Below are 15,643 nucleotides of genomic sequence, written 5' to 3'. Positions count from 1 at the left end.
CCGATGTCAGGTTAGAACTTCACCTCAGGAGGCGTCGACACGGCCTTTTCATCAGCGACGGTAAAGCTTGGCTTTACCTCAAGTCCCAGGAGGTATTTGGCGGTCAGATTGGTCGGGAAAAATCGAACGCCCTTGTTGAATTCCGCGACCTTGTCGATATAGCGCTTGCGGGCAACCGTGATGCGATTTTCCGTGCCTTCCAGTTGGCTTTGGAGATCACGAAAATTTTCGTTGGCTTTCAGATCAGGATATTTCTCCACGACCACCATCAGGCGAGAAAGGGCCGATGAGAGACCTTGTTGGGCTTCCTGAAATTTTTGAAACAGACTGGGGTCTTTTAAGGCTTCCGGTGTCAGGTTCATACCCGCGGCTTGAGCGCGCGCCTGTGTTACCCCTTCTAGGGTTTCCTTTTCGTGAGCCGCATATCCTTTAACTGTCGCCACAAGATTCGGGATTAAATCGGCCCGGCGCTGGTATTGATTCAAAACCTCGCTCCAGGCGGCATTGGTTTCTTCGTCTAGCCCCTGGAGGTCGTTATAGCCGCATCCGCTCAGGAACATGGTCAAGGCGAGCAATCCAAGCACAGAGCTCCTGAAAATTCTTTTCATCGTCCATTTCTCCTTTATGAGCAAGCTGTATGTTCAGCAAAAAATATCGCCACCAAAGAGATAGACATCAAATTTTTGGAAACAAGGAAATGAACAATCCAGTTTCCAGAAGAGTCCTCGCTGGGATTGGATTTTTGTGAGAAGTCCAGGCGTAACCGGCCATATTGAAATATATCATGTTGATATTGACCTCAATGTTAATGGGATTCACCGGCATCCATTTGTGTGGCTAACAGATCATCAATTTTGGCCGGGGAGTAGGTTGGGGGTTTGACCCATTTGCCGTCTTCCCGTTTGTGTCCGCCGACTTTACTCATGTTCGACCGATGGACTTCCTGAAAGACCGGTTCCATGTCAATGCCAAGGGAAACGGCGGTGCCATAGACGACATACAATAAATCAGCAAGTTCTTTCGCAATAGACGGTAGGTCCTTTTCCTGCATGGCTTCCTGAAGTTCATCAAATTCTTCCTGGATGAGACGTTTCCGAAGGATTTGGGTCGGTTCATCCGGGATAGAGGGAGTAGGAGACACGTAGATCTCGAATTGCTTGTGGAATTCTTGGACCATGCGTTGGGCGTCGTTCAAGGTTCTTGACCTCCTCTGGCTCTTACTTACTTAAAGCGCGTAATGAAAAAAATAAACTTTTACATGGCGACGATCAGATAAATGTCGTTCACGTTCGTGCCGGTCGGGCCGGTCATGATGTGGCCGCGGATCTGTTGGAAGAAGGTATAGCTGTCATGTTCATGTAATGCGTGCTCAATGGAGAGCCCTTGCTTCTTGGCCCGCTGAACCGTCTTCCCATCGACGACCGCACCGGCCGCATCGGTTGGTCCATCGGTCCCGTCCGTGCCAAACCCTGCCACAAATACATTCGTGAGTCCAGCCAATTCCCGGGCTGCGGCCAGGACGCATTCCTGTGCCCGCCCACCCCGGCCTTTTCCGTTCACGATGACCGTCGGTTCTCCTCCGGCGATGAGACAGGCTGGTGGATGAACCGGGTTGCCGAATTCGACGAGGTCCCTGGCTAAACCTCCCAGGATGCTGCCGATTTCCTTTGCTTCCCCTTGCAAGGGGTAGGGGAGAATGAAGGGTTTGAGTCCTAACCGCTTGGCAGTTTTGGCCACGCCTTCGAGGGCCTGACGGTTGTTGGCAAGAACAATATGCCGATTTCGTAAGGCCTGTTGTCTGGTTGCCTTCAATGGTGCGGGAATTGGCTTGGAACGTGCTCGTTGTAAGTGGCGTTGTACGGACTCAGGCACTTTGCGCCAAATCAAATACAGTTGAAGAATGTCTATGGCATCCTGAAACGTGGAGGGATCTGTGACCGTCGGGCCGGATCCGATGGTGGAGAGGTCATCTCCTAAAACATCGGACATGATTAAGGTCAGGGTAGTCGCCGGGGTGGATTGGGCTAATTGTCCGCCTTTGATGGCGGACATATGTTTTCGGACGACATTTATCTCATGAATGGTGGCTCCGGATCGCAGGAGTAACTGGGTGGTCCGTCGTTTGGCAGCTAAGGTGAGGCCGAGTGATGGCGCGCAGAGCAGGCTTGAAGCTCCCCCTGAAAGGAGAACAATCAACAAGTCTTGTTGAGAAAGCGATTGAGTCAGGGCCAGGAGTTGTTTCGTGGCTTTTACCCCTCGTCTGTCCGGCCTCGGATGTGCGGCTTCATACATGCGAATCTTGTCGCAGGGGGCATCATGTCCATCCGGGACAATGACCATTCCGCCTTCAAGCCGATCTCCGAGCATCTGTTCCAGGGCTACCGCCATCCGTGCGGAGGCTTTTCCCGCTCCGACGCAAACGATGCGACCATAGCGGGTCAGATTGTAGTGGAGACGATGAACCTGAAGTCGGTTCTTGGTGAGATGGAGGGTATTTGCGATGGCGAGAGCAGGATCGCACGCCTCCAGGCCGGCATCAATAAGGGATTTCAATATTCGTTTTGCGGCCGGATTGGCCTGTTGGACGATGACGCGTGTTTTTTTAAGGTGTGATAATGACATGGAGGTGATTGAAGAAGAACTTATTGTGAAGAGCGTGATGGCTTTTCTGAAAACATTGTCTGCAATGTAGCATATTACCAATAGAAACGAGTTTGAGAAATGCAGGGTGAACTTCTCCACCCTTAGTCAACCCAAGGAGTTTTTCCAATATGGTGAAAGGTCGTTGGTTCGTTCACCGGGTGTATGAAGGCATAGCCCGGAACACAATTTAATGAGGGGGAGAGGAGATAGAGGACATCCGCCCTGGTGGGTCGGAAGGGGTTTGTCCGGTTGCGAGGGGAGACTGACGCCAGAGTCTTTGGTGAACCATGTTGCTCAGTTCGATCAGCGAATAGGGCTTGGTAATCACTCCGTCAAATCCATGGGAGGCATAATTGGCCATGATTGGATCATTTGAATATCCGCTGGAGACAAGTGCCTTGACCTGTGGGTCAAGTTTTTGCAACCGTGCCAAGGTTCCCATACCGCCAAGTTTTCCCGGCACCGTTAAGTCTAAGATCACTAAGAGAAAAGGCGCCTGAGTCTCCATGGCTTGTTGATAGAGGGCCACCGCTTCCTCTCCATCCTTTGCTATCATCACTTCGTATCCACAATGCGATAACATTTCTCGTGCCATGACTCGAATAGATTCTTCATCATCCATGACTAAAATTTTTCCTTGTCCCCGCCGAATGCCAAGGTTCAAGGATTTGGGTGATGAGGTGGCCTTCGGAGAGGCAGGAAAGTAGAGTGTGAAGGTAGTGCCTCCCCCGACCCGGGAGTCCACGGTCACATGACCGGCATGTTTTTTAATAATGGCATAGGTGGAAGCCAAGCCCAATCCCTGTCCCGCCGACTTTGTCGTAAAGTATGGCTCAAAAATTTTTGGCAAATGATCTTCGGCGATCCCGATCCCCTCGTCGGTGATGGTGACTTTCACATACGGGCCGGCAGAGAGAGGCAGAGGACTTCTGACGTCCGGATCGGACAATTGGATGTTTTCGGCGCGAATGGTGATTGATCCTCCATGGGGCATCGCCTGGATGGCATTCATGAGGAGATTTTGCATCACCTGATTGATTTGCCCCGGGTCGGCTTCCACGATCCATAGGTTTGGATCAGCCCATGTGTGGCAAATAAGCGATGAGCCGGAAAGAGCCAGGTTGGAAGATTCCTTGATTAACTCGGATAAGGCCACCGGTTGTTTAATGGGATCGCCGCCCTTCGAGAAGGTGAGTAATTGGTGCGTCAGGTGTTTGGCATGGAGAGCCGCACGTTCAGCTCGTTCCAAGTAGGATTGGCGTTCCTTGGAAAAAGGCAGGATTTGCTTGGTCAGAGTAATATTTCCCAGGATCGTCGTCAGGAAATTGTTGAAATCATGGGCGATGCCCCCGGCGAGATTTCCCACCGATTCCAATTTTTGGGAACGAAGCAATTGGGTTTCCAGGCGCTGTTTTTCCTCTTCAATTTTTTTGCGTTCTGTCACATCTCTTGTGACTCCCGTAATGCCAATGGGGAGATTGTTTTTGTCGAACAGGAGGCTTCCCCGCACTTCCGCCCAGACTGAGGATCCATTGTGATGTTGGTGTTCCAAGATTAACAAAAACGACTGATTTGGTTTATAAGTACGGGATTGGTAATGAGCGCGTTCTTGTTGAATGGCCTCCCTCAGAGTGACCATGGAAGCCGGTGTCAGAATGGTCTCTGGCGAAAGCGTGTCAAGCGCATATCCTGAATATCCCAACAACCGTTCCAGAGAGGGGCTGATGTAGGAAAACCTTGATCCCTCCAGGTCCATGACCCAAATGACATCGGATATCCTTTCGACCACCATTCGATACCGGGCTTCGGATTTTTGTAAATCGGCAGTCCGAATCTCCACAAGCGATTCAAGATGGTCTTTGTGATGAAGAAGTTCCTTTTCGATGTCTATGCGGGTTTGGATTTCCTGACTTAATGATCGATTGAGCGTTTCGGCCTGAGAGTGGGCCTGTTCCAATTGGTGGATTAATTGAAAATTCTCTTTTTCCAAGGTGAGAGTATTTTTTACCATGAAAAAATTCCGGTAGGCGGTGACCGTAATCACAGCGAGAAACGTGAAACCCATGATCCCCACGGATTGGTGTGTAGGGTCACCCTGCGCGAAAAATTGATAGGTGAGAGGCAAGGTCGTGGGAAGACTGTAGGCCAAAAAAGCAGGGAAATAGGCGGCATGAACGGCAGTTGAGCCCGCCGCCATTCCTCCCAGCACCAAGGCTAAAAACATTTGGTGGCTTGGTGAAGAAGGGGGATATAGTGCAATGCCCGCCATGCCCCAGATCAGTCCGGAGGCACCATTGCCGGCAACAAACCAGGCCAACCATGTACGTGGATGGACCAGGGGTTTTGATGCGCGGCGATAGGCCAGGACCAAACCCGACCAGAGAACGTTAATCCCCACAATACCGATGATCCATCCCGACACGATCTTGGTCGGAATGACATCCATGAGAATAAATGCGACCAGTCCACAATTAATGATGGAGGCCAGAATGGCCATCGGGACTAAGGAAAACAGTTGATGAACCTGTTGACGACGAAGTTCGATAAAGGAGTGAGAAGGGGAAGGGGTTCCTGAGGATCTCATGGGGGTTGGATCCGGCCGAGTGAGCATCAACGCTATTCCAATAACTAAGGAGTCCAGGCATAAACAGTACCCCGGCATGGACCCTTCATACCGTCAACCTGGTGAAGCAGGGATACTTGGGACGGAATGACCCCTCCTTCTACCCTATAGCCTGCCTTTCATCAATGACTATGTCAAGACGATTGACGTTTCGTGATAAAGAAAGGAACATGGGGAAAGCGGATAGGGAGGAAGTGCGAATTGGTACAGAGAGCCTTGATCGGGGTTTTCCGGGTTCGGGCTGATTCATGAATGTCTATGATACGATCACCATAGGATGAAATCGTTTACGCTTCTTCAAAAGGCCATTTCGGACTGTACGACCTGTCAACGATTGACGACATATCGTCAAGCTATTGCTAAGGAAAAGGTCAAACGGTTTCGGGATTGGGAATATTGGGGACGGCCCATTTGCGGGTTTGGCGATCCCAGGGCTCAGGTCTTCGTGGTGGGTTTGGCCCCTGCGGCCCATGGAGGAAACCGCACGGGACGGGTGTTTACCGGTGATCGAAGCGGAGACTGGTTGTATGAAGCGCTGCATGCCTTTGGGTTTGCCAACCAGCCGGATTCAACCCACCGGGAGGATGGGCTCACATTGAACGATTGTTATGTTGCGGCGGTGGTACGCTGTGCCCCCCCGGCCAATAAACCTACAAAAGCGGAATTCGCCGCCTGCCGTCCTTATTTGCAGGAAGAATTACGATTATTGCGGCGGGTCAAAGTTGTTGTGGCGCTTGGGAAGATCGCCTTTGATGAATACTTGCGGACCTGCCAGACCATGGGATGGCAGGTGCCTTCTCCACGACCGAAATTCAGCCATGGGGCCCAATATGCCTTATCCTGGGGTGTGACCTTGGTCGGGTCTTACCATCCCAGTCAGCAAAATACCTTTACGGGTACACTCACCCGTCCGATGTTTCACGGGATATTTAGCACCGTCCGCAAGCTGCTCACACCATCCTGACCGATGCGGGCTCCTCTGCCCATGATGGTCCGATTAGGTCTTGTTGAAGGGCCTGGCTTCCCAATCGGAGAGAAATTTTTTTAAACCATTATCTGTCAACGGATGTTTGATGAGCTGTTGAAATACGCCAAAGGGCATCGTGCAAATATGTCCGCCCGTGAGAGCCGCTTCGACGACATGCTGGGGGTGGCGAACGCTGGCGACGAGAACCTGTGTGGTGAAATTATAGTTTTCGTAGATCGTCAGGATTTGTCGAATGAGTTCCATCCCATTGGAACTAATGTCGTCCAATCGGCCTATGAATGGCGAGACGCACCATGCCCCTGCTTTAGCGGCCAATAAGGCTTGAGTTGGAGAGAAACATAATGTGACGTTGACACGGATTCCTTCGCTGGACAATTGCTTCGTCGCCTTGAGCCCTTCCGGAATAAGTGGACATTTCACCACGATATTTTTGTGAATCTTCGCTAATTCTTTTCCTTCCTTTACCATGGCCGCCGCTTCAACACTGACCACTTCGGCGCTGATGGGACCATCCACAATTCCGCAAATTTCCAGGAGGAGATCTTTGAAATCACGCCCTTCTTTTGAGACAAGCGAAGGGTTGGTGGTGATGCCGTCTACCAGGCCATAACTGGCCGCTTCACGGATCTCTTTGACACTTCCGGTATCGAGATAGAGCTTCATATCGAATCCCCTTTTTAGGTTTTAAGCTGGTGTTCCCTGAGTGGTCTCGTATGCCATTGTAATCCACGCCCTTGTCTTGTACAAATTTTCTTATCCATTGTCTGGAAGAAAAATCTATATGATAAGCCTGCCTGACGTGTCGTCCCCCCAGGAGGGCGTGCCGGCCCTTTCGAAGGACAGGTCCCTCATGCGGTCCTACCATTACGGGGATGAAGAAGACGGAGGCCTCCTTTTACGTTGATGGATCACGTTGTTTGACTGGTAGAGGATCGAAGGCTAGAATTTTCACAGGCATAGAGAGCGTGTCCGCGTTTCAGCCATTGTTGGGGAAGGAGACAGGTGTGGTCTACAAATATTTGCTGATAGGACTGTTGGGATTGTTCTGTGCCGGTTGTGGAGGGAATCCGTATTTGGATGCCTCACTTGATCCCGCCAAATTTGAGGGAAAAGACAAGGCCTGGTTCGAAGAAAACTGGGGAAAGCCGAGCGGGAAGTCCGCTCGATTCTTTGGAGGAGAAACCTGGATGTATTCACGTATTTCCGGGGGTGAGTCCCGATTTCCCTACTTTAATTTTTCCCCAAATCAATGTCACATCAATTTAGATTTCGACAAAGAAGGCAAGCTGGAAGATTATGATTATTCGGATTGCTAAGGAATCTCATGCCTCCGTTCCACTTGCTATGCATAAGAAGAACGTCGTTCTGCTAATTCATTTTCAACGGGTTTTCTTTCTTTAGACTGTTTGCTCGTCCTTTGGACGTAGGAGTCTGGATTGTCTCGGATAATTATCATAACACCAACAATCGACCAGTTGTTTATAGCTGCCGCCAAAGAAGTGGTGCAGGTAGTGCTGGACTGTCGGAAAGCCGGGCGCGACTGTCGTGTGGCTTTGGCGGGTGGGTCCACACCTCGAGGTTTGTATCGGCTCTTGACAGGTGCCCCGTACCGAACTCAGATTTCTTGGAATCATCTTCGCGTTTTTTGGGGAGATGAGCGCACAGTCCCTCCGGATCACCAAGATAGTAATTTCCGCATGGCCAAAGAGGCGCTACTCTCTCATGTGCCCATCCCCTCCAGTCAGGTATTTCGCATTGAAGGAGAAGTACCCGCCGATGAAGCCGCGGCACGCTATGAATCCGTCCTGCAGGATCAATTCCATCTATCATCAGGTGAGAGACCACAGTTCGATTTGATCCTATTGGGCATGGGGCCGGATGGGCATACGGCGTCGTTGTTTCCTGGAACCTCCGCTGTGGCAGAGTCCGAAAAACTGGTGTCGGCTCCGTGGGTCGAGAAATTACAGACCCACCGGGTGACGTTGACGCCACCGGTTCTTAATGCGGCGAAGCACGTGGTTTTTTTGGTTAGTGGAGTGGATAAAGCGACGGCGTTACAGGTGGTGTTGGAAGGGCCGGCAGATCCTGCTCGCTATCCCGCCCAAGTTGTGAATCCTCCGACAGGTCACCTGGTATGGTTGGTCAATCAGGATGCGGCTGGTCTCTTGAAGAAAGAATCGATGACGTCACCTGTGTGAAAAAGGAGAGGTCCCATGAAAATGGTTAAGGCGCCCGAGGCATTTATTCACGCCCTCCATAAAAAACCCATGACATGTCCTACACCGGATTGTTCCGGTTCCGTGGCTGTGGAAGAGTGCTCCCGGTCCACGGATCGTGTGAAATCATTTAGGTTGCACTGTGAGCAATGTGATTGGCACGAAACAATGACGGGCGATGAACAAGTCGATCCGCCGTGGGACGAGGGGTCCCTGATGGAAATTACCGAGGAGCATCTTCTGCATTTAGAACCGGTTTGCCCGTATGATCAGGCACCGGTGGATTTTCATTCGCTGCCGAATCCACGTCGGCGGGCGCGCTATCGCATCACGTGTTTTTTCTGTGGGCGGCAGGAGGAATTGGATTGGCCCCCTGAGGAAGCGAAGCGATAGTCGTTGCGAGTGCGCCGGGGCCTCAAATTTCCCTTCAGTGCCCACTTGCGTTAATCCCCATGCCCTGTTATTCCTGTCAGACTCTTTTGTTGTCGAACTCATGAAAAAAATTAAAAAGAAGAAGTCGGCTTCTCACGTCGTGCCGGCTTTCCTTGTTGGGTGGACTCATGGAAATGCACCTCCGCCTGGCTATATCGCTGCCTGGTTCGATGAAGCGTACGGCGGGCCACTGCGCATACGTTTTCTCACCTCGAACGGACACCATCATTTTGAAGCGGCGCACACCAATTGGACTGCCGAAGTCAATATTGAGCCCTCAACGGCAATCGTGGAACAATGGCAGGGTCGCTTACAGTGGGAACAGACTCAATTAGCAGTCCTCTTCCCTCCGATCCATTCCGCGACCGATCGTCGTGATGTCCTGCTGCATGTGGCGAGAATGGCGAGGGGAGTAACCCCTGCTCACCGATGGAACGTCCTATGATGTGGCGACCGGCACGTATCTCAATCCTTCGGATTGGCGTGATCGGGATTTGGAGGTCTTTCGACTCACCGATCACATTCAGGTGGAACATCGCGAAGACGTTCAGCGGGCGCGCATGTGGTTCCATACCAGGGGCCTCACAAAATTTGGCCTGGACGAACTCGAGACCTTTCAGCCCCTGGGCCTATCGGGCCGAGAGGTGAAAGATACCGTTATCAGGGTTGCCGATAATTTGATTGTGCAGGGAAAGAACTTAAAGGTGGGGGAACGAATCAGCCTTGATGGTGGAGGTCCCCAGGTGATGGTGGTGCGCCATCGGACCGATCCCGTGTATGGGACTCCTCTGGCATTCCGGGAGTTTATCGTGGAGTAACGGGAACCTAAGCACACAGGAAGGTGCAACCGAACGCGCTTATTTTGGCGGAGAAACGACGGTAATGCGAGTCTGTGCGCCTCGTCCAATTGCTTGATCGCAGGGGCTGATTTGTGTATCGATGGCAATATTGGGAATGGAGCCCGGCTTGCTCATCAGTTGCCGGGTGAGGGCCTCGCCCGATGCCACGGGGCGCGGCAAGCGATAGAGATAGATCGTATCGATGTCTTCCGCTTGAAACCAGGTTGCGCCTAAACTTCTCTTGTAAAATTCCAGAATTTCTTCAGGCGAATCGGGGGTCAGGAGCACGGCTGAAGGAATAGTCTGGTATGCGTGTCCATGAATTTGGGCGTTCCCGCTGGGCATGGCACTGGCCAGGACGGCATTCGGATATGGAGGGACCAGGAAAAACTGTGCCGGAGGCGTCCAGCTATTGAGAAATGATTCCTGCATGGCGGTGAGGCGGCATTCCGGATTCTTGCTCACGGCGGAAAAATCGGCCAGGGGAGCATAGGGGCCTGCTTGGGCGAGTGCCGGGAATACGAACAGCGATACGAGACTCAGTAAATAAGACCTCTTCATGCCTTGACTCCTTGCGGCGTTTGGGATTGAAAAAACTGGCATGTTCAGCATACAAGTGGTGAATCATGGCGAAAGCATGCTGTGCAGTCAACTAGGTGGGGGCACAGAAATTCGGCGGTTTGAGTCATGGGATGGAATTGAATTTCATGAACCGGTCAGGAACGCAATTCGGCCTTACTGATAACAGATTGTCCCATGAGGGGATTCCGACCACTGTTGTCTGTGGTACGTTATGAAAGTTTTGGGGTAGCCGCTGGTTTTTGATTGATGACATTCATGGCCAGCGCAATCATTGAACCCACATCGGACACAGAGGCTGGGAGTACGAGGGTGTTACTGGCTTTCGCCAATTCCCCAAATTCTCTGATATATTGTTCTGCTACACGAAGCTGAACCGCCTCAAATCCCCCCGGAAGTTGAATTGCGTCGGCAACCTTTCGAATACCTTCGGATGTGGCTGTCGCAATTGCGAGAATGGCTGAGGCTTCCCCTTCGGCTTCGTTGATTTGTTGCTGCCGTTTCGCCTCAGATGCTTTGATGACCTGCTGCTTGTCTCCCTCGGCCTCGTTAATGGCCGCATCCCGTTGACCTTCGGACGCCAGTACCACCGCGCGTTTTTCCCGTTCAGCCCGCATTTGCTTTTCCATCGCGCTGAGCACATCTTTAGGCGGGTTGATATTACGAATTTCGTATCGAAGGACTTTGGCACCCCACGGAGAGGAAGCTTTGTCTAATTCGTTCACGACGGAAATGTTGATCGTGGTCCGTTCTTCGAAGGTCTTATCCAGGTCAATTTTCCCGATTTCACTACGAAGCGTGGTTTGGGCCAGTTGAGAAATGGCGAACCGGTAATCGGTAATGCCATAGGAAGCGCGTTCGGCATCTAAGACTTTGATATACAAGACTCCGTCCACTCCGACCTGCACGTTATCCCTGGTAATACAAATTTGTTCAGGAACGTCCAGGGCCATTTCTTTTAAGGTATGTTTATATCGAATGACATCCAAAAACGGGATGAGAATGTGAAGCCCGGCGTTCAGTGTTGTCGAATAGCGTCCTAATCGTTCCACGACATAGGCGCTCTGTTGAGGAACCACAACAGCGGTTTTTGCTAGAATGATAAATGCGAGCAAGGCTAAAACTAATGTGACCAGCAATTCACCCGACATGAGATTCCTCCTGTACGATCGGGTCCGCTTGAACCCAGAGCGTCAACCCTTCAACTCGAATAACTTTGGCCTGTGATCCTTTGCTGATGGTGAATGTTCCGGCATTACGGGCGGTCCAGCTTGTTCCATGGAGTTCCACTTTCCCTATTCGTTGGGCGTCAAGAGTTTCCAGAACAGTGGCCAACTCTCCAACCATGGAATCCACCGGAACCTCGTTCTTCTCCCTTATGAAGCCTGTTCCTTGAAGGGGTTTCTTCATGGCAAAGAGAGAGAGGATGCCGAAGAGCACGAAACTCAACCATTGCAGCCAGGCGGCTTCTGTCAAGCTTAACCACGTGAGGGCGCTCACCATCAATGCCGCTACCCCGAAAAACAGAAAATAAAAATTGCCCAGGCCTCCAAGGGTGAGGATTTCCAGCCCTATTAGGATTAAACCCATTATCGACCAATGCCACCAAAGCATCGCGAAAGGACTCCTCTCTGTTGCAAGGATAACGGCAGAGGGGGACAGGGGGATCCGAGCTATTGCCGTTTTTCTATTCTATCGGCCGTCGTATGGCGAAAACTAAGACCTAATAATTTATTTAGTTGAGAAGGGGACACTGCGGTGCCGTCTTTAGGAAAAGATTAGCACAAATTTCCGGAAAGGTCTTCCTCTCAGGAAGGCAAAGCGGCATTTCGAATGGGAGGTTGCCGGTGTATCCGTGAACGTTCAGCTTTGCCCTGCAAACGCTGTCTTTTGCCCGGAGAAATGTTCAGATTGGATTCGATAATTTCAAACCAAACCGGGCACGATGCCTGTGGGTCCGTGAATTCCCCGGAACGGCTATTTTCCCGTTTGAGAAATCGGAAGTTATCAGGTGAAGGCACCTAGCTAGTATCATTTCCGGCTACACAGGGTTGTGTGGATTTATCGTGCCATGTGGTCAATCCTGTTTCTACCCGGTGGGCAGGTCGGGGTGTTCGACAAAAACAGAGGGTGGAAATTTTTTGCCGGTTTTAGAGTGGCGGAGGGTGCGTTTCAGAACGAAGTCAAACAACAAAGGATTGTAGTCATAGATTTCATTGAGGGCCTCCCGTTCTTCAGAGTTGATGTGACCTGAAGATACCAGTGAGCGGGTCCTAATCACGATATTAATTGCAGGCAGGGGATAATCGCTTCCATTGATGAGTCTGGAGTGGATGGAGGGCTTGGATAAAATCTTATCGAGGTTGTGATGCCGATTGTATTGGGTCAAGGCCGAAATATCAGCAAACACTAAGCCTGTATATTTGGGGTCTTCAAGCATCTGAATGGCCAGATCGATATAGGGCGTGCCGGGAGGACAGAGGGTCTCCTCATGTTTTTCGCATTCCCCTAAACTGGCGACATGCGCCATCACGACTTTCACGCCCATATCCAAGGGCTTTTTTAATAACCAGGGATTTCCAAACCGCTGAAATTCTTCTGCTTCCGTGGCAACCTCCACACCCGTGTGGGAAATCAGGACCATGTCGTACTCTTTCATGATGCGGTAAAACGGAACGAGTTTGTTCTGCATGGTCTCTGACGCCGGGTGAATACCCATGGCATTGGGCAGCCATTTCACAAACCGAACGCCTTGTTGCGCATAGTGACGAAGCGCGATGGTGGCATCCTCCCGATAAGGATGAATGGAGATGATAGGGAAAAAGATTTCGGGGTTCTTCCTGGCAATGGTCATCACATATTCATTGGGCACATAAAACGTGGATAGTTCTCGATGAGGTTGTCCCTGCTCGTCATGAAAGAAATCAAACGCCATGATACCGAACTTTCCCCGTTCGGGCATGAACTGAATAAGGCCTTTCAATCGCGAAAGGTATTGGGCGTCGGCCTGTTGTTCGTCGGTAACCACCGCCGCGCTCTTATAGATTTCAAACTGGAAAAAATGGGTTAATCCGCTCCAGGGGGATTGCCATTCCTCATTGACAAAGGTTCCATTGATGGCTTCATTCATACCCAGCATATGCACGTGATAGTCGCGAAGCGCGTCACCTTGTATGCCCTCGAACGCCTGTTCGATCAGCGAACGGGCCCCGGCGCTAATCTTTTTTTCCAAATACTTGGGTTCATGATCGAAGGCTCCCCCCAAAAGATCGCAAGAAACACAGAAGGCACTTACAGCAAACAGCATTGCCCGGAGAAAATATGTCGATGTCCTGCTCATGTGCCTGCATGGAGTCATTTTTGGTGCTCCTGTTTCCTAGTGACGAGTTTAATCCCACTAACAGATGATATTTGGTATCTAACGGAAGTTTTTGGGAAATCCACACGCAATTACTTGAAACAACGACCATCCATTCTACGTTGGTTTCCTTTTAGAGAAAAGGGGAGGGATGGATTTGCCTTGTGAATCTTTCGGGAAGGCAGAATGGTACATGTGCATTTCGTTCAAACCCTATCGTAATAAATGGTTTGGCGAAACATTATTTCCCGCTTTTTGGGGGGATTTCTGAAGGCTTGGTTTGCAGACTTTATACCTTGACTAATTCTCATAATTAACCAAGAATCTTTCCATGCATGCAGATGCAAAGATATCATTTTTTGACTGCAGCGATTCTGTGGTGGAAGGAAGGTTTATGACTAATTCGCCGAAATCGGAAACATGGCCGCCCCTAATTCTGGATGAGTGGGAGGATACGTATGCAACCTTGCACATGTGGATGCAGTCGTCGGGAAGGTTTGCTTGGCCCAGAGCCCCTGGATCAACCATTCCTGGCATGTCACGCTCTATGTGACCCCGAGATGGCTGACCACATCTCCTATTCCCTATGGAAACCGTACGTTTCAAATCGACTTCGACTTTATTGACCATCAGGGGATTGTGCAGATGAGTGATGGCTTCCGGACGGATTCCACTTCAACCGCAGTCGGTCGCGACATTCTACGCCTCTCTCATGGCTGAGTTAGGAAAGCTGGACGTGAAGGTACATATCCACCGTGTGCCGAATGAAGTTTCTGATCCAATTCCCTTTGATGAGGATGAAACGTACCGAGCCTACGATGCCGCCTACGCCAACCGGTTGTGGCGAGTCCTGGTACAGGCCGATCGTATCTTTGCGAAGTTCCGTGCACGATTCATCGGTAAATGCAGCCCCGTGCATTTTTTCTGGGGTGCGCCTGATCTGGCAGTCACCCGCTTTTCGAGTCGTCCGGCGCCAAAACATCCCGGGGGAATTCCCAATCTGCCGGACTGGGTTACGCGGGAAGCCTACTCGGAGGAAGTGAGTAGTTGCGGGTTGTGGCCCGGTGGAGGTCCGATTCCCTACCCGGCTTTTTATTCATATGCCTATCCGGCCCCGCCGGACTTTTCTGCAGCATCCGTAAAGCCGGACGGGGCGCTATAGTAGTGATATGCAAGAATTTGTTCTTCCTACGATGTTGCCTCTTTGGAACGACGGATCGATCCCAAAATTGCAGTGGCATGAGAGTCCGGCCGGAATTACGCTCGGATCTTTGCCGGCCCGGTCGGGGTTCCCGTCTTCATCCTGGAAAAGCATGTTGATTTCCCGCGTGTCTTTCGTGGATAGGAAATAGTCAGTAGTTCCCTCCATGGAGGGAGCCGGGGCAACAGGTAACAGTGAGGTGCAAGTGGAACATATCTTCTTTGATAATTGGCAGGCGCTGCTCCGAACGGCGTTGATCAGTGTCCTGGCATATGTCAGCCTTATCACGCTTTTGAGGTTGTTCGGCAAACGGACCCTCTCCAAGATGAATGCCTTTGATTTGGTTGTGACCGTCGCGCTTGGGTCGACCCTAGCAACCATTCTGCTCAACAAAGATGTGACCTTGGCTCAGGGAGTGCTGGCCTTAACTCTGCTGATAGGAATGCAGTTCGTTGTGACATGGTCCAGTCTTCGCGTCCGATGGGTGCGTAAGCTGGCCACAGGGGAACCGACGATGTTGTTGTATCAGGGTACATTTTTACCTGTTGCTTTGCGGTGGACGCGGGTGACCGAAGATGAGGTGCGAGCCGCGGTTCGAATTGCAGGGGTGGCGACGTTGGATGAGGTCGAGGCGGTGGTGTTGGAGACCGACGGCTCCTTCAGCGTAGTCCGAAGTGGTGGAGGTTCCGGAGAGTCGAGCCTCACAGGGGTCAGTCGACCGTCCGGCATTCCACCCACCCACACCAACAGATAATTGAAGTCGT

At 51.2% G+C, this 15,643-nt stretch carries 16 protein-coding genes and 1 pseudogene; 8 read left to right on the top strand and 9 right to left on the bottom strand.

Annotated features, from left to right (window positions below; all coding sequences use genetic code 11):
• Nucleotides 1-11: 11 nt before the first annotated feature.
• From PP769_RS01705 to PP769_RS01690, 4 genes are all read right to left on the bottom strand, one after another.
• Nucleotides 12-608 (bottom strand): LemA family protein, encoded by a 597-nt coding sequence (locus PP769_RS01705; RefSeq protein WP_312644430.1) that lies wholly within the window; start codon nt 606-608, stop codon nt 12-14.
• A gap of 197 nt (nt 609-805) precedes the next feature.
• Nucleotides 806-1,195 carry a pyrophosphohydrolase domain-containing protein gene (locus PP769_RS01700; protein ID WP_312644428.1) on the bottom strand — a complete coding sequence of 130 codons (390 nt, stop codon included), beginning with the start codon at nt 1,193-1,195 and terminating at the stop codon, nt 806-808.
• A gap of 59 nt (nt 1,196-1,254) precedes the next feature.
• Nucleotides 1,255-2,622 carry a glycerate kinase type-2 family protein gene (locus PP769_RS01695; protein ID WP_312644426.1) on the bottom strand — a complete coding sequence of 456 codons (1,368 nt, stop codon included), beginning with the start codon at nt 2,620-2,622 and terminating at the stop codon, nt 1,255-1,257.
• A gap of 208 nt (nt 2,623-2,830) precedes the next feature.
• Nucleotides 2,831-5,227, bottom strand: a complete 2,397-nt coding sequence (locus tag PP769_RS01690) for a hybrid sensor histidine kinase/response regulator (protein WP_312644423.1) — start codon at nt 5,225-5,227, stop codon at nt 2,831-2,833.
• A gap of 316 nt (nt 5,228-5,543) precedes the next feature.
• Between PP769_RS01690 and PP769_RS01685 the strand changes: the two genes are divergently transcribed.
• Nucleotides 5,544-6,230 carry a uracil-DNA glycosylase gene (locus tag PP769_RS01685; protein WP_312644421.1) on the top strand — a complete coding sequence of 229 codons (687 nt, stop codon included), beginning with the start codon at nt 5,544-5,546 and terminating at the stop codon, nt 6,228-6,230.
• 33 nt (nt 6,231-6,263) lie between these two features.
• Here PP769_RS01685 and fsa read toward each other — a convergent pair whose 3' ends face one another.
• A complete protein-coding gene (gene fsa, locus PP769_RS01680; protein WP_312644419.1) occupies nt 6,264-6,917 on the bottom strand; it encodes a fructose-6-phosphate aldolase in 654 nt (217 codons plus the stop codon).
• Nucleotides 6,918-7,258: 341 nt separating this feature from the next.
• Here fsa and PP769_RS01675 point away from each other — a divergent pair, with 341 nt between their 5' ends.
• From PP769_RS01675 to PP769_RS01655, 5 genes are all read left to right on the top strand, one after another.
• The gene (locus PP769_RS01675) at nt 7,259-7,570 is read left to right on the top strand and encodes a hypothetical protein (RefSeq protein WP_312644417.1); all 312 of its coding nucleotides are present in this window, start codon (nt 7,259-7,261) and stop codon (nt 7,568-7,570) included.
• A gap of 120 nt (nt 7,571-7,690) precedes the next feature.
• Entirely contained in the window at nt 7,691-8,452 is a 762-nt protein-coding gene (pgl, locus tag PP769_RS01670; protein ID WP_312644416.1) for a 6-phosphogluconolactonase, read from the top strand.
• Nucleotides 8,453-8,467: 15 nt separating this feature from the next.
• On the top strand, nt 8,468-8,863 hold the full coding sequence (locus PP769_RS01665) for a hypothetical protein (protein WP_312644413.1): 396 nt from the start codon (nt 8,468-8,470) through the stop codon (nt 8,861-8,863).
• A gap of 100 nt (nt 8,864-8,963) precedes the next feature.
• On the top strand, nt 8,964-9,347 hold the full coding sequence (locus PP769_RS01660; RefSeq protein ID WP_312644409.1) for a hypothetical protein: 384 nt from the start codon (nt 8,964-8,966) through the stop codon (nt 9,345-9,347).
• Nucleotide 9,348: 1 nt separating this feature from the next.
• Nucleotides 9,349-9,720, top strand: a complete 372-nt coding sequence (locus tag PP769_RS01655) for a DUF4026 domain-containing protein (RefSeq protein ID WP_312644407.1) — start codon at nt 9,349-9,351, stop codon at nt 9,718-9,720.
• A gap of 39 nt (nt 9,721-9,759) precedes the next feature.
• On the opposite strand, the gene PP769_RS01650 is transcribed toward PP769_RS01655, so the two are convergent.
• From PP769_RS01650 to PP769_RS01635, 4 genes are all read right to left on the bottom strand, one after another.
• Nucleotides 9,760-10,302, bottom strand: a complete 543-nt coding sequence (locus tag PP769_RS01650) for a hypothetical protein (RefSeq protein WP_312644403.1) — start codon at nt 10,300-10,302, stop codon at nt 9,760-9,762.
• Between the two features lie 230 nt (nt 10,303-10,532).
• A complete protein-coding gene (locus tag PP769_RS01645; protein ID WP_312644401.1) occupies nt 10,533-11,471 on the bottom strand; it encodes an SPFH domain-containing protein in 939 nt (312 codons plus the stop codon).
• The gene (locus PP769_RS01640) at nt 11,461-11,934 is read right to left on the bottom strand and encodes an NfeD family protein (RefSeq protein WP_312644399.1); all 474 of its coding nucleotides are present in this window, start codon (nt 11,932-11,934) and stop codon (nt 11,461-11,463) included. Before PP769_RS01640 ends, PP769_RS01645 begins: the two co-directional genes overlap by 11 nt.
• A 475-nt stretch (nt 11,935-12,409) precedes the next feature.
• On the bottom strand, nt 12,410-13,660 hold the full coding sequence (locus tag PP769_RS01635) for an amidohydrolase family protein (RefSeq protein ID WP_312644397.1): 1,251 nt from the start codon (nt 13,658-13,660) through the stop codon (nt 12,410-12,412).
• A gap of 462 nt (nt 13,661-14,122) precedes the next feature.
• Between PP769_RS01635 and PP769_RS01630 the strand changes: the two are divergent.
• A pseudogene (locus PP769_RS01630) lies at nt 14,123-14,840 on the top strand (DUF5996 family protein).
• Nucleotides 14,841-15,084: 244 nt separating this feature from the next.
• The gene (locus PP769_RS01625; RefSeq protein ID WP_376753412.1) at nt 15,085-15,633 is read left to right on the top strand and encodes a DUF421 domain-containing protein; all 549 of its coding nucleotides are present in this window, start codon (nt 15,085-15,087) and stop codon (nt 15,631-15,633) included.
• Nucleotides 15,634-15,643: the final 10 nt, after the last annotated feature.

The organism is Candidatus Nitrospira allomarina (assembly GCF_032050975.1).
GTDB lineage: Bacteria > Nitrospirota > Nitrospiria > Nitrospirales > UBA8639 > Nitrospira_E > Nitrospira_E allomarina.
The sequence above is the reverse complement of the archived record's forward strand: the minus strand, read 5'-3'. Positions and strand labels throughout refer to the sequence as shown.

Coding starts and splice junctions, on each gene's coding strand:
- PP769_RS01705 (WP_312644430.1), bottom strand. CDS start 608: ATGAAAAGAATTTTCAGGAGCTCTGTGCTTGGATTGCTCGCCTTGACC.
- PP769_RS01695 (WP_312644426.1), bottom strand. CDS start 2,622: ATGTCATTATCACACCTTAAAAAAACACGCGTCATCGTCCAACAGGCC.
- PP769_RS01690 (WP_312644423.1), bottom strand. CDS start 5,227: ATGAGATCCTCAGGAACCCCTTCCCCTTCTCACTCCTTTATCGAACTT.
- PP769_RS01685 (WP_312644421.1), top strand. CDS start 5,544: ATGAAATCGTTTACGCTTCTTCAAAAGGCCATTTCGGACTGTACGACC.
- fsa (WP_312644419.1), bottom strand. CDS start 6,917: ATGAAGCTCTATCTCGATACCGGAAGTGTCAAAGAGATCCGTGAAGCG.
- PP769_RS01665 (WP_312644413.1), top strand. CDS start 8,468: ATGAAAATGGTTAAGGCGCCCGAGGCATTTATTCACGCCCTCCATAAA.
- PP769_RS01660 (WP_312644409.1), top strand. CDS start 8,964: ATGAAAAAAATTAAAAAGAAGAAGTCGGCTTCTCACGTCGTGCCGGCT.
- PP769_RS01650 (WP_312644403.1), bottom strand. CDS start 10,302: ATGAAGAGGTCTTATTTACTGAGTCTCGTATCGCTGTTCGTATTCCCG.
- PP769_RS01645 (WP_312644401.1), bottom strand. CDS start 11,471: ATGTCGGGTGAATTGCTGGTCACATTAGTTTTAGCCTTGCTCGCATTT.
- PP769_RS01640 (WP_312644399.1), bottom strand. CDS start 11,934: ATGCTTTGGTGGCATTGGTCGATAATGGGTTTAATCCTAATAGGGCTG.
- PP769_RS01635 (WP_312644397.1), bottom strand. CDS start 13,660: ATGAGCAGGACATCGACATATTTTCTCCGGGCAATGCTGTTTGCTGTA.